This window comes from Stenotrophomonas sp. G106K1 (genome assembly GCF_037969685.1).
GTDB classification, from domain to species: Bacteria; Pseudomonadota; Gammaproteobacteria; order Xanthomonadales; family Xanthomonadaceae; genus Stenotrophomonas; species Stenotrophomonas lactitubi.
Window position 1 is genome coordinate 13,265 of the sequence record NZ_JBBPFR010000028.1, and the last position, 13,282, is coordinate 26,546.

Consider the following 13,282-nt stretch of genomic DNA (forward strand, 5'->3'; position numbering starts at 1 on the left):
CCCAAGGGAAAACGCCGGCTTGCGCCGGCGTTTTCCGTTTTCTTACGGGGCCTTGCTGATCACCGCACAGGCCAGTCGCGCACCGGCGTTGCCGGTCGGCTGGGTCTTGTAGTCGTCTGCGTCGGCGTGGACGATCAGGCCGCGGCCGATGATGTCGAAATCATCACCCTTGCCGATGTTGACGTTGCTCGACACCGGGCTGTCGATGGTGGCTACGCCCTTGTCGTCGGCCTTGATGTTGGGCATGTCACCGCCGTGGTGCGGATCGGTGGCCACGTTGCCGTGGTCCTGCTTGCCCGGATTGAAGTGGCCGCCGGCGCTCATGCCGTCGGGCGCGCTGCAGTCACCCTTCTCGTGGATATGGAATCCGTGCTCGCTGCCCGGCTTCAGGCCGGTGATCTGGCCGGATGCGTGCACCTTGCCGTCGACCAGCTTGAAGGTGATCGAGCCCTTGGTTTCATTGCCCTGGGTCGGTGCCAGTTCGGCAGTGGCCGAGGTTTCGGTGGTTGCTGCCGGGGCTGCGGCCGGCTCAGCCGGGGCGGCCGTGCCTTCGGCCGGGGTGGCCGCCGGGGTTTCGGTGGCCGGTGCTGCCGGCTGCTGGTTGCAGGCGGCCAGGCCCAGTGCAGCGATGGCTGCGAACAGCGAAGTGTGGATCAGACGCATGGAAACTCTCCTTGGAAAATGCCGGTGACGTGATCAGCGGGTTACCCGGATCACGCCGCAGGCGATGCGGACGCCGGCATTGCCGGCGGGCTGGCTGCGATAGTCGTCGGCCTTGGCATGCACCACCAGTGCACGTCCGGCGATATCCGTGGCGGCGCCTCCGCCCAGGGTAACGCCCTTCAGATGCACATCGATGTTGGCACGGCCCTGCGCATCGGCCTGCAGGTTGTCGATGTCGCCCAGGTGATGCTTGCCACTGCCGGCACGACCGTGCGCGACACCGGCGGGATTGAAGTGGTTGCCGGCGCTGCTGGCGTCCACCGCGCTGCAGTCACCGCGCTCATGGATGTGGAAACCGGCCTGCTGCATCGGCTGCAGGCCTCCCACCAGACCGGTGAGGTGCACGCCGCCGGGTTCCACCATCAACGCCAGGCGGCCACTGACGATGCTGGCCGAGGCAGGCGCCAGGTTGGCTTCGGCCTGCTTGGCGGTGCTGACCACCGTTGCCGGAGGCGGTGTGGGCTGCGGCTTCTTCGGTGCGCTGCCACAGGCAGACAGGAGCACGGCGGCAGACAGCGGCAGAAGGGCGAAGGACAAACGCATCGAGGACTCCTTGCAGGTAACACTACGGACGGCATCGTCCATGGAGGATCAACAGTTCGGCAAGCGGGTGCGAGGATCACGTGCAGGCACCGTTCAATGGCCGCCGCGACGGCGACCGGCGCCCAACTTGCGGGTAAGCGTATTGCGGCCGAGGCCCAGCCGCGCGGCAGCTTCGGCGCGACGACCGTGGGTGATCTGCAGCGCGGCCTCCAACAGGGCGTGGTCGACCCGTTCGCGTACCCGTGCGTGCAGGCCCTCGGTGCCTTCGGCCAGCTGCCGGCGTGCCCATTCGGACAGCAGCGCTTCCCATTGGCCCGGATCATCGGCGGCTGTGCTGCTGCGCCGGCTGCGGGTGCGGTTGAGTGCGGTATCGACATCGGCCACGCCAATCGTGTCTGCAGCAGCCAGTGCAGCCATGCGCCAGCACACGTTCTCCAGTTCGCGGACGTTGCCCGGCCAGTCGTGCTCGCGCAGCGCCTGCAATGCGGCTGCGGTCAAGCGCTTGGGCGGTGTATCGAGCTTGCGTGCAGCCGCGGCCAGGAAGGTGGTGGCCAGCTGCGCGATGTCCTCGCGGCGTTCGCGCAGCGGCGGCAGCTGCAGGCGCACCACGTCCAGGCGGTGCAGCAGGTCGGCACGGAATTTTCCCTGCGCGACCAGGCCTTCCAGATCCTGGTGGGTGGCGGCGACCACGCGCACATCGACGCGGATCAGTTCGCGTCCACCCACACGGAAGAATTCCCCCTGCGCGAGCACACGCAGCAAGCGCGTCTGCAGCGGCAATGGCATGTCGCCGATTTCATCGAGGAACAGGGTGCCGCCGTTGGCCTGCTCGAAGCGGCCGATGTGGCGCCGTTGCGCGCCGGTGAACGCACCCGCCTCGTGGCCGAACAGCTCGCTTTCCAGCAACTCGGCGGGAATCGCGGCGGTGTTCAGCGCGACGAACGGATGCTGCGCACGCGGTGATTCGCGGTGCAGCGCATTGGCCACCAGCTCCTTGCCGGTGCCGGTCTCGCCGATGATCAACACCGCAAGCGGCGCCTGCGCGAGGCGGCCGATGGCGCGGAACAGCGCGCGCATCGGTGGCGTGTCGCCCACCAGCTGCGGCGGTTGGTCGCTGGGCGCGTCTGCGGCCGGAGTGGGCGCGGCCAGGGCTGGCGCCACTGCAGGCAGCACGCGCTGGGCCAGCGCCACTGCATCGTCCAGGTCGAACGGTTTGGACAGGAACTCATGCGCACCGCCACGGAATGCACCGGCAGTACTGGCGACATCGGTGTAAGCCGACATCACCACCACCGGCAGCTGCGGCAGCGCAGCCTTGAGCTTGTCCAGCAGCACCAGGCCATCGTCGCCGGGCATGCGCACGTCGGTGAACAGCAGCGCCGGCGGCGGGCTTTCGGCCAATGCTTTCAATGCGGGTGCAGCGCTGTCGAAGTCGACCACCTGGTAGCCCGCCTCGCGCAGCGCAGTGCACAGCACGAAGCGCACGGCACGGTCATCATCGACCACCCAGATGCACGGCGGGGACGACGAGGAAGACTCAGACATCGCGCGGGGTCTCCTCGGCGGCAACGGTGCCGCTGCCGATCGGCAGCAGCAGGGTGAATACGGTATGGCCCGGACGCGACCGGTAGGTCAGCGTGCCGCGATGTTCGCGTGCGACCTGCTGGGCCAGCGCAAGGCCCAGGCCAGTGCCTTCGGCGCGGCCACTGACCAACGGCAGGAACAGGTGTTCGGCCAGTTCCTCGGGCACGCCACGACCGTCGTCGGCGATTTCCAGGCGCAATGCCAGGGTGTGCAGCTGTTCGGCGATGCGCACCCCGTGTTCAACACGGGTACGCAGGGTGATGTTGCTGGCGCCGGCCTGGATGGCATTGCGCACCAGGTTCCATACCGCCTGGGTGAGGCGGTCGGCGTCGCCGTCGAACTCGGGGATGCTGGGATCGTAATCGCGCTGCAGGCGCACCGCCCAGCCGGCCTCGTTTTCGGCCAGGCGCAGTACGCGCTCCAACGCGGCGTGGATGTTCAGTGCCGCATGCGGTGCGGCCGGCGCCGGTGACAGAAGCTGCTCCAGCAGGCCATTGAGCCGCTCGATCTCCGAGCCGATCAGATCGATCAGTTCGCGTTCGCTGGCGTCGCGCTGGGCCGCGCGGCGCGCCAGCAGCTGTGCGGCCCCCTTCAACCCGGCCAGCGGATTGCGCAGTTCATGCGCCAGGCCCTTCAGCGCCGCACTGAGCGCACTGGGCAGGGCCTGGGTCGGGTCCAGCCCGGGAAACTCATCGACCGGATGCGCCTCCAGCAGCCAACCGCCATCGTCGCGGCGGCTCATCCAGCCTTCGGCGAAACGCGCCGCCTCGCCGGGCAAGGCCAGCGCCAGCCGGTTCAGGCGCAGGCTGTCGCGCTCGTCGCGAGCCAGGAAATGGGCCAGCGCCTCGCCCTGCACTTCCAGCGCGGCCAACGGCTGGCCGAGCAGGCGCCGGCCGCTGACGCCCAGCCAGCGCGCGAAGGCCGGATTACAGCCGGCGATGCGGCCATCGGGCCCGGACCAGGCCAGCGGCGTGCCGAGGGCATCGAGGGACGGCGGGGGTGCAGGGTCGGACATTGCACCAATGTAGTGCAAAACAGGGGCACGGGGTCAGCGCCCTTTCCTTGCGTAAAGGGATCTGACCCCTTGCGCAGACCACTTGCGCTGGTCGAGCAAGCTCGACCGCTACCAGCGTTGCGGTTACAGCTTCATGTTGAGGCCGATGAAGACTGCGCGGCCCGGGGCGGGCGAGAACATCGGCCGGGCGCTGTCCCAGAAGAAGCTGTCGTACCACGCGTAGGCATACTCGCGGCCGGTGACGTTCTTCAGCTGCAGGTCCACGCTCCAGGCCGGGGTGATCTGGTACCTGGCGCTGAGGTCGAGCACGGCGAAGCCACCGAACTTGCCCGTGACGTTGCGCTCTTCCAGGTAGTAATCACTCTGCGCACGCGCCTGCAGGCCCAGCTGCAGGGCATCGCTGGCCTGGTAGTCCAGACCGAGGTTGCTGATGTGGCGCGGCGTGGCCGCGACTTCGCGTCCCTGCAGGGACACGCCGGGCGCGCGGTCGTCGCGGGTGATCTTCGCTTCCTGGTAGGCATGCGAAGCCCACAGCGTCCACGCGTCTCCCAGCTGCGCGCTGAGCTGCGCATCCACACCGCGGCGGCGGGTCTTGCCCAGCGTGACCGTGGTGCCGGTGGCCGGCATGTTGGACACTTCGTTTTCCGCGTCCTGCTGCCATACCGCCAGGCGTGCCTGGCTGCCAGCGAAGGGCTGGAATTTCAGGCCCAGTTCCATGCCGGTGTTGGTGGACGGCTGCATCGGTGCCTGCCCTGGAGTGAGGTAGGCCGGCGCGGTGGAACCGGTCAGCACCTGGAACGTGCGGCCCCAGTTGGCATAGACGTGGGTGTGCTCACCCAGGCTGTGGATGACGCTCAGCTTGGGCTGGCCGATGCTGCCGTAATCCTGCAGGCGACCGGTGGTGCCGTTCATCAGCCGGGTGTGGCCGCTGAAACGGTCCACGCGGTAGGCCGGCACGATCTTCCATGCGTCGGCTGGCTGGTAGATCGCCTGCACGTAAGCGCCCGAGTTGTCGAAGCTGTGGCGGTCGTTGTTCTGCACGCGTGCCGGTGGACGGCTGAAATCGGTGGGTTCTGCGTAGGCGTAGCGCTCGCGGAGGTAGCCGTTGTCCTGCTGCTCGTAGTTCAGCCCGCCCTCCACGGTGAGCGTGGGGCTGGCCTGCCAGGTGAGCGTGCCGAGCAGACCGGTCTGGCGCTCATCCCACACACGGCGCTGGCGCGGCAGATTGCCGCTGGGCAGGTCGCTGAAGGTCACCCGGCGGTCGTCTTCATAGCGGTTGTAGTACAGCCGCGTGCCGAAGGTGAGCGCGTCGGACAGCTTCATGTCCAGGTGCGCGGCGAACTGGCGCATGTCGCGGTCATCGCCGTCGTTGGCGTTACGCAGGTCGCTGCGGCGGCGGCCGGCGTGCAGCTCTTCCGCGGTCATGAAACCGGGTTCGTCGGCCTCATGGTGGTAGGCGCGCGCGGTCAGGCCGATGCGCAGCCCGTCTTCCAGCGAACCGAAGAACCACTTGCCGCCCAGTGAGTATTTCTTCGAGCTGTCGTGGTCGCGGTAGCCGTCGCTGGCCTGGGTGCCGACGAAGTAGTTCTGCGCGAATCCGTTGGCTTCGCGGCCCACCGCCAACTGCGCGTCGCGGGTGTTGTAGCTACCGTAGGCCAGTCGTGCATCGGTGTAGGTGCCGCCCTGGCGCGTGCCGAAGTTCACGTTGCCGCCGATGTTGTGCAGGCCATAGCGCGGGTCGTTGGTACCGCGCACCACTTCGATATAGCTGATTTCCAGCGGAAACAGCATGTCGATGAAGCGCTGGTTGCCACTGTTGACGTTGCTGGGGATGCCGTCGATCAGCGTCTTGATGGCATTGAGGTAGCCCTCGCCGTTGAAGGCGCGGAAGCTGACCTTGCCCGACTCGGCACCCTGCCGGGTTTCGGTCAGCTGGATGCCGGGCATCTGCCCGAGCAGTTCCCAGCTGTGTGACACGTTGCGGCTTTCGATCTGGTCCGCGCCCAGCACGTCCACCGAAGTCAGCACCTGGTGCGCGCTCAGTTGCCCCTCGCTGTGCTGGTGCACATCGACCTTGCCCAGGGTGAGCGCGGCGTCGGCGGACTGGGCGAATGCTTCAGGGGCGAACGGGGCGGCCGCGAGCGCGGCCACCAGCGTGGAAGTCTTCATCGGGAGGCAGGGGGGAGGCTGAAAATGAAACTTTATAACATTTCGATTTCACCAGCCATCCAGCGACTGCAGGCCCCTCGACCTTAAACGGGGTAGCCGGTGGCTTCCCGGGCCTTCTTCCAGGCGATCTCAAACTCGCGCGCGCTGATCTCGTCGTCTTCGTCGAAATCCATGAACGACACCGGCTGGTCAGCCAGCACGAAGCGGTCATCGCTCTGGCCGGTTTCATCGGCCCACACGACCTTGGCCCCGTAGATTTCCACCTGGCGCACGATCTTCTCGCCACGGGCTTCCATCAGCACGTTGCCCTTGCCCAGGCCCGATTCGGCCCAGTGCTTGTAGTACTTCTTCGTGTTGGATTTTGCGTTGTTCTTTGCGTATTTCATTGCGTTTGTCCTGGCCGCAGGTGCGGCCGGAGAGATCGGGAGGGCGCCATTATCAGGCATATGGGGTCAGATCCCTTTCCTGCAGAAGGGGATCTGACCCCTGCTGACCTACTGCGGCAACGGCACGCCCTTCGGCCACAGCATCCAGATATTGCCCTGCTGCTTCATGTCGCCGGCCAGCTTGCCGGCGGCATCGCCACTGCCCCAGTACAGGTCGGCGCGTACCTCACCGGCAATGGCACCACCGGTATCCTGCGCGGCCACCGGGCGCACCACCGGCGTGCCATCCGGGCGCGTGGTCGACAGCCACAGCAGGCTGCCCAGCGGCACCACGGTGCGATCCACCGCCACGCTGTAGCCGGCGGTCAGCGGCACGTTCAATGAACCCCGCGGACCTTCCGGGCTGTCCGGGCTGCGCACGAAGAACACGTAGCTGGGATTGCTGCGCAGCAGTTCCGGTACGCGTGCCGGATGCGCCTTCGCCCACGCGCGGATCGCGTCCATGGTGACGTCTTCCTTCTTCAGCTCGCCCTGCTCCACCAGCCAGCGGCCGATCGCGCGATAGGGATGGCCGTTCTGTTCGGCATAGGCCAGCCGCACCTGCTTGCCATCGGCCAGGCGCACCCGCCCCGAACCCTGGATCTGCAGCAGTTGCAGGTCCATCGGATCGGTCAGCCAGGCCAGCACCGGAGCCTTGGCGCCCTTTGTCGCAATGCTGCCGGCATCGTCGTAGGGCTTCAGCACCTTGCCCTCCACGCGACCGCGCAGGCGCTTGCCCTTCAATTCGGGATAGACACTGTCCAACTGCACCACCACCAGATCATCGGGTGTGCCATAGACCGGCACCGTGGCCTTGTCGGTGCGGGTGAGGCTGCCCGGATAGATGGGTTCGTAGTAGCCGGTGATCAGGCCGTCGGCGCGATGGCCCCCGGCGCGCAGGGAATAGACATCGAGATCGCGCTGCAGGAATGCGCGGATCGCGGCGGCGTCCTTGTCGGACACGGTGCTGGCGGTCGCGCAGGGCCTTGCCCAGATCGCATCGTTCTTCAACCGGGTGCAGCTGCTGCGCCACGCGGCGAAACCTGCCTGCAGGTCGGCATTGGATACGGCCGGCAACGTCTTCCAGTCCACCTTGGTGTAGGTGGCGGCAGGCGTTGCTGCGGCAGGGGCTTCAGGACGGGTGCCGGTGGTGGAACAGCCGGCAAGCAATGCCACGGCCAGCAACGGCCAACGCATGCGTGGGAACGACGGGATGGAATCGGTCATGCCGTCATGGTGTAGTGCCGGCCGCTGGCCGGCAACCACGCGTCCTGTCCACGTTCAGCCGACGGCCCGGTCATGGCGTCTGCAGCAACAGCGAATGCAGGATGCGGGCGTCTTCGGCGTCGAGTGTTTTCGGCAGGGCGTCGCTGCCACGGAATCGGCGGTGGAACGCGGCGGCGGCGGCCTCGCGGTTGTCGAGCGGATAACCGAAGCGCGCCAGCGCGGCCCATGCATCGAAGCCTTCCGGCGCAGCCCCATCGGCCGCGCGCGGCCATACGCCGAAACCTGCTTCGGCCAACTGTTGCCACGGGAAGAAGCGACTGGGATCTTCCTTGCGCGTCGGCGCCAGGTCGGCGTGGCCGATCACCTGCCGCGGCGGGATGTTCAGCCGCTCAGTGAGGTCGCGCAGCAGCACGATCAGCGATTCGATCTGCGCGGGGCTGAAGGGCGTACGGCCGTCATTGTCCAGCTCGATGCCGATGGACGCGGAGTTGAGGTCGGTGATGGTGCCCCAGCGCCCGGAACCGGCGTGCCAGGCGCGGCGCTCATCGGCCACCAGCTGGTAGCGATGGCCATCGGCGCCGATCAGGTAGTGCGCACTGACCCGCCCGCCGCTGTTGGCGGTACGCAGCGTGTGCAGGCTCTGCTGCACCGATTTCTGTTCGGTGTGGTGGATGACGATGATGACCGGCGTGCGCGCGTTCTGGTTCGGCGACGGCACCCAGGTGGCAAGCGGGTTGCGGATCTCCTGCGGCGTGGACGCGCAGGCGGCCAGCAGCAGGCAGGCCGAGAGCATCAGGGAGGTGCGGATCGGGTGCATGCCCCGATTGTGCGTGATAAGCCTGGACGATGCAGTAGAGCCACGCCATGCGTGGCTGGGCCACCCGATGTGCCAAGCAAGCTTGGCACCTACCAGAGCGGGAGCAGTGCCGACCAACGGTCGGCACCCACCATGTAGATGACATGGCGGCCCCTTGGGGGGGCCGCCTGTCATGCATCAGGCCTCGTAGGCCGATTCACCATGCGAGGTCACATCCAGGCCGGTACGCTCGGCCTCCTCGGTCACCCGCAGGCCCACCACCACCTTGACCAGCAGCAGGATGGCCGCGGTCACCACCGCCGACCAGACCACGGTGAGGCCGACGCTGACCACCTGCACCCACACCTGGTGGCCGATATCCAGATCGGCCTTGGTGCCGCCCAGCGACTGCGCGCTGAACACACCGGTGAGGATCGCGCCGACGATGCCGCCCACGCCATGCACACCGAACACGTCAGCGGTGTCGTCCACCTTCAGCAGACGCTTGAGGCCGGTCACGCCCCACACGCAGACCACGCCGGCAACCAGGCCGATGACGATCGCGCCGAGCGGGCCGACAGTACCGCACGCCGGGGTGATACCGACCAGGCCGGCCACCGCACCCGAGGCCGCGCCCAGCGCCGACGGTTTGCCCTTGCTGATGGCCTCCACCAGCGTCCAGCCCAGCACCGCTGCGGCCGTGGCCAGCACGGTGTTGAGGAAGGCCAGCGAGGCGACGGTGTCGGCGGCAGCGGCCGAACCGGCATTGAAGCCGAACCAGCCGACCCACAGCAGCATCGCGCCGATATAGGTGAACGGCACGTTGTGCGGCTTCAACGCGGTCTGCCCGTAGCCCAGGCGCTTGCCGACGAACCATGCAGCCACCAGACCGGCCACACCGGCGTTGATGTGCACCACGGTGCCACCAGCGAAATCGATCGCACCCATTTCACCCAGGTAACCACCACCCCAGACGATGTGCGCCATCGGGATGTAGCTGAGGGTGAACCACAGCGCCGAGAACAGCAGCACTGCGCGGAACTTGATGCGCTCGGCGAAGGCACCGACGATCAGCGCGGTGGTGATGCCGGCGAAGGTCGACTGGAAGGCGACGAACAGGTAATCCGGCAGTCCCTTGATCGGCGTGTTGCCCACCGACTCCGGGGTAAAGCCCTTGAGGAAGGCGAATTCGGTGAACGAGCCGAAGAACGGATTGCCGGCGCTGAATACGGCGCTGTAGCCATAGGCCACCCACAACAGCAGCACCAGCGAGAACACCACCAGGATCTGGCTGAGTACCGACAGCACGTTCTTCGAGCGCACCAGGCCGCCGTAGAACAGGGCCAGGCCCGGCACCACCATCAGCAGCACCAGCAGGGTGGAGGTGAGCATCCAGGCGACGTCGCCATGGTCATAGGCGGGCGCAGCCACCGCTTCGGCAGCAGCCGGCGCAGCGCCGGCCGGGTCCTGCAGGGGCTCGACGGCCACGGCCTCGCTCTGCAGCGGCGTGACCTGGGCCTGGGCATGTGCATTGCCTGGCCAGATACCGGCGGCCAGCGCGCTGAGCAGCATCAGCAGGCACACCAGATGGAACCGGGCTTGCCACCCGGTGAGAAGGCGCATCTTCATGGGGGAGTCTCCGGAAGGGGGCTTACAGCGCGTCGGCGCCGATTTCGCCGGTGCGGATGCGGATGACCTGCTCGACAGCGGTCACGAAGATCTTGCCGTCACCGATCTTGCCGGTGCCTGCAGACGACTGGATCGCTTCGATCACAGCGTCGGCACGCTCGTCGGTGACGACGGTTTCGATCTTGATCTTGGGCAGGAAGTCGACGACATACTCGGCACCGCGATACAGCTCGGTGTGGCCCTTCTGGCGGCCGAAGCCTTTCACTTCGGTCACGGTGATGCCCGACACGCCGGCATCGGACAGGGCCTCGCGGACCTCGTCGAGCTTGAACGGTCGGATGATGGCGGAGATCAGTTTCATGCGCATGTCCCGATGGTGGATGGGGCCAGCGCGCCAACGCGCGATGGCATCAGGCAACCACGGGCCATCGTGGTGATGGCCGTGGCTGTTGCACCGGACACGAACCGGGCCGGGACAGCCGTGCCTCTCTCCTTGCACGGCCGACGCGGGAGGGAGGGCGGCCCATGTCGCGTGTCCGGTCTCTCTCTTGCCCCTGGGTTGGGGTCAGAGCCCTTTCGTGGACGAAAGTGATCCGACCCCGATCTGACCGCGGCTCCCCAGCCGCAAAAACGGAGGCGATGGCGGTGGGTGGGAGGGGGTACCCACCGCCATCGCCTGCCGGTCAACTGGCGTAGTACAGCTGGTATTCCAGCGGGTGGGTCGCCGCGCGGAACTTGGTCACTTCCTGCATCTTCAGCGCGATGTAGCCATCGATGAAGTCGTCGCTCATCACGCCACCGGCCTTGAGGAACTCGCGGTCCTTGTCCAGCGCTTCCAGGGCCTGGTCCAGCGAGGAGCAGACCTGCGGGATCAGCTTCTCTTCTTCCGGCGGCAGGTCGTACAGATCCTTGTCGCTCGGTGCGCCCGGGTCGATCTGGTTCTTGATGCCGTCCAGGCCAGCCATCATCAGCGCGGTGAAGGTCAGGTAGCCGGACTGGATCGGATCGGGGAAGCGCATTTCAATGCGGCGCGCCTTCGGGTTGGACACCCACGGAATGCGGCACGAGGCCGAACGGTTGCGCGCCGAGTAGGCCAGCATCACCGGGGCTTCGAAGCCCGGCACCAGGCGCTTGTAGCTGTTGGTGCCCGAGTTGGCGAAGGCGTTGATCGCCTTGGCGTGCTTGAAGATGCCGCCGATGTACCACAGCGCCAGCTGGCTCAGGCCGCCGTAGCCGTCGCCGGAGAACAGGTTGGTGCCGCCCTTGGACAGCGACTGGTGCACGTGCATGCCGCTGCCGTTGTCGCCAACGATCGGCTTGGGCATGAAGGTGACGGTCTTGCCGTTGCGGTGCGCCACATTCTTGATGACGTACTTCATCCGCAGCAGTTCGTCGGCCTTCTGCACCAGGGTGCTGAACTTGGTGCCGATCTCGCACTGGCCGGCGGTGGCCACTTCGTGGTGCTGCACTTCCACTTCGATGCCGACCTGCTCGAGGGTCTTGCACATCTCCGCACGCAGGTCGTGCAGGGTGTCGGTCGGCGGAACGGGGAAATACCCCCCCTTCACGCCCGGACGGTAGCCGCTGTTGGCGCCGTCGTACTTGGCGCCACTGTTCCAGGCGGCTTCTTCCGAATCGACCTTGAAGAAGGTGTTGCCCATTTCATTGGCGAAACGGACCGAATCGAAGATGAAGAACTCCGGCTCCGGGCCGAAGAACGCGGTTTCGGCGATGCCCGAGGACTTCAGGTACGACTCGGCGCGCTTGGCGATGCCGCGCGGGCAACGGCCATACGGCTGCATGGTGGCCGGATCGAGGATGTCGCAGCTGATCACGATGGTCGGATCGGCGTAGAACGGGTCGACGTAGGCGCTGGCGGTATCGGGCAGCAGCACCATGTCCGACTCGTTGATGCCCTTCCAGCCGGCGATCGAGCTGCCATCGAACATCTTGCCTTCTTCAAACAGCGACGGCTCGACGATGCTGACCGGGAAGGTCACATGCTGTTCGACACCACGCATGTCGACGAAGCGCAGATCGACGAACTCGATCTGGTTGTCCTTGATCAGCTTCTCTACGGTTTCCACGGACATCGGTACGACCTCGGATGGGAATGAATGCCTGCTGAGGTACAGCAATGACCGTGCCAACTTTTCGCCCTTCACAAGTCGTTGATTTCAAAGCACCTGCCCCAGCGCGGTGCAGAACCATGCGCACCAAACGGGTGCGCCGATGACCGGACGCACCCGTTTGGTGCGGCATGGATCGTCTATTCTTTCGAGCTTCTTCCGCCGCCCGCGCCCGCACCGTCCATGTCCGATCTGCTCTCCGCCCTGCTGCTGGGCATCCTCGAAGGCTTGACCGAATTCCTGCCGATCTCCAGCACCGGCCACCTGCTGATCGCCCAGCACTGGCTGGGCGCGCGATCGGATTTCTTCAACATCATCATCCAGGCCGGTGCGATCCTGGCGGTGGTGCTGGTGTTCCGCCAGCGCCTGCTGCAGCTGGCCACCGGCTTCGGCCAGCGCGAGAACCGCGAGTACGTGTTCAAGCTCGGCGCGGCCTTCCTGGTGACCGCCGTGGTCGGCCTGGTGGTGCGCAAGGCCGGCTGGTCACTGCCGGAAACCGTCAGCCCGGTGGCCTGGGCGCTGATCATCGGCGGCATCTGGATGCTGCTGGTGGAGGCCTACACCGCGCGCCTGCCCGATCGCGACCAGGTGACCTGGACGGTGGCCATCGGTGTTGGCCTGGCGCAGGTGCTGGCCGGCGTGTTCCCCGGCACCTCGCGCTCGGCGTCGGCGATCTTCCTGGCCATGCTGCTGGGCCTGAGCCGCCGCGCGGCCGCCGCCGAGTTCGTGTTCCTGGTCGGCATTCCCACCATGTTCGCCGCCAGCGCCTACACCTTCCTGGAACTGGCCAAGGAAGGAAACCTCGGCAGCGAGAACTGGACCGACGTCGGCGTGGCCTTCCTTGCCGCAGCCATCACCGGCTTCGTCGTAGTGAAGTGGTTGATGGGCTACATCAAGTCGCACCGCTTCACGGCCTTCGCCCTTTACCGCATCGCCCTGGGCGCTGCGCTGCTGCTGTGGTTGCCCTCCGGCAGCTGAACAGCGCCGGGGCACGGTAACCCCGTTGCCGGCCCCGGTCCGTTTCCCCCTCGGTTCCCCAAGG

The 13,282-nt window shown here is 66.6% G+C and carries 12 protein-coding genes; 1 reads left to right on the forward strand and 11 read right to left on the reverse strand.

Annotation, left to right across the window (positions count from 1 at the left end; translation table 11 throughout):
• Nucleotides 1–42: 42 nt before the first annotated feature.
• The 11 genes from WKB25_RS18760 to glnA form a co-directional block, all read right to left on the reverse strand.
• A complete protein-coding gene (locus WKB25_RS18760) occupies nucleotides 43–663 on the reverse strand; it encodes a superoxide dismutase family protein (protein ID WP_340572294.1) in 621 nt (206 codons plus the stop codon).
• 33 nt (nucleotides 664–696) lie between these two features.
• The gene (locus WKB25_RS18765; RefSeq protein ID WP_229980014.1) at nucleotides 697–1,266 is read right to left on the reverse strand and encodes a superoxide dismutase family protein; all 570 of its coding nucleotides are present in this window, start codon (nucleotides 1,264–1,266) and stop codon (nucleotides 697–699) included.
• A gap of 93 nt (nucleotides 1,267–1,359) precedes the next feature.
• Entirely contained in the window at nucleotides 1,360–2,811 is a 1,452-nt protein-coding gene (gene ntrC / locus WKB25_RS18770) for a nitrogen regulation protein NR(I) (protein WP_340572297.1), read from the reverse strand.
• The gene (locus WKB25_RS18775) at nucleotides 2,804–3,865 is read right to left on the reverse strand and encodes an ATP-binding protein (RefSeq protein WP_340572298.1); all 1,062 of its coding nucleotides are present in this window, start codon (nucleotides 3,863–3,865) and stop codon (nucleotides 2,804–2,806) included. The genes ntrC and WKB25_RS18775 overlap by 8 nt, the downstream gene beginning before the upstream one ends.
• A 123-nt stretch (nucleotides 3,866–3,988) precedes the next feature.
• Complete coding sequence (locus tag WKB25_RS18780) at nucleotides 3,989–6,034, reverse strand: TonB-dependent receptor (protein WP_340572300.1); 2,046 nt, start codon at nucleotides 6,032–6,034, stop codon at nucleotides 3,989–3,991.
• A gap of 83 nt (nucleotides 6,035–6,117) precedes the next feature.
• Nucleotides 6,118–6,420: a hypothetical protein gene (locus WKB25_RS18785; RefSeq protein ID WP_033832709.1), complete on the reverse strand. Its 303-nt coding sequence runs from the start codon at nucleotides 6,418–6,420 to the stop codon at nucleotides 6,118–6,120.
• Nucleotides 6,421–6,528: 108 nt separating this feature from the next.
• Nucleotides 6,529–7,686 (reverse strand): MltA domain-containing protein, encoded by a 1,158-nt coding sequence (locus WKB25_RS18790; protein ID WP_340572302.1) that lies wholly within the window; start codon nucleotides 7,684–7,686, stop codon nucleotides 6,529–6,531.
• 70 nt (nucleotides 7,687–7,756) lie between these two features.
• Nucleotides 7,757–8,503 (reverse strand): N-acetylmuramoyl-L-alanine amidase, encoded by a 747-nt coding sequence (locus tag WKB25_RS18795; protein WP_340572303.1) that lies wholly within the window; start codon nucleotides 8,501–8,503, stop codon nucleotides 7,757–7,759.
• A 177-nt stretch (nucleotides 8,504–8,680) separates the two neighbouring features.
• On the reverse strand, nucleotides 8,681–10,111 hold the full coding sequence (gene amt, locus WKB25_RS18800; protein ID WP_340572304.1) for an ammonium transporter: 1,431 nt from the start codon (nucleotides 10,109–10,111) through the stop codon (nucleotides 8,681–8,683).
• 22 nt (nucleotides 10,112–10,133) lie between these two features.
• Nucleotides 10,134–10,472 carry a P-II family nitrogen regulator gene (locus WKB25_RS18805; RefSeq protein ID WP_004134334.1) on the reverse strand — a complete coding sequence of 113 codons (339 nt, stop codon included), beginning with the start codon at nucleotides 10,470–10,472 and terminating at the stop codon, nucleotides 10,134–10,136.
• A 322-nt stretch (nucleotides 10,473–10,794) separates the two neighbouring features.
• Complete coding sequence (gene glnA, locus WKB25_RS18810; protein WP_340572306.1) at nucleotides 10,795–12,204, reverse strand: type I glutamate--ammonia ligase; 1,410 nt, start codon at nucleotides 12,202–12,204, stop codon at nucleotides 10,795–10,797.
• 219 nt (nucleotides 12,205–12,423) lie between these two features.
• Here glnA and WKB25_RS18815 point away from each other — a divergent pair, with 219 nt between their 5' ends.
• Entirely contained in the window at nucleotides 12,424–13,218 is a 795-nt protein-coding gene (locus tag WKB25_RS18815) for an undecaprenyl-diphosphate phosphatase (protein WP_340572308.1), read from the forward strand.
• Nucleotides 13,219–13,282 lie beyond the last annotated feature (64 nt).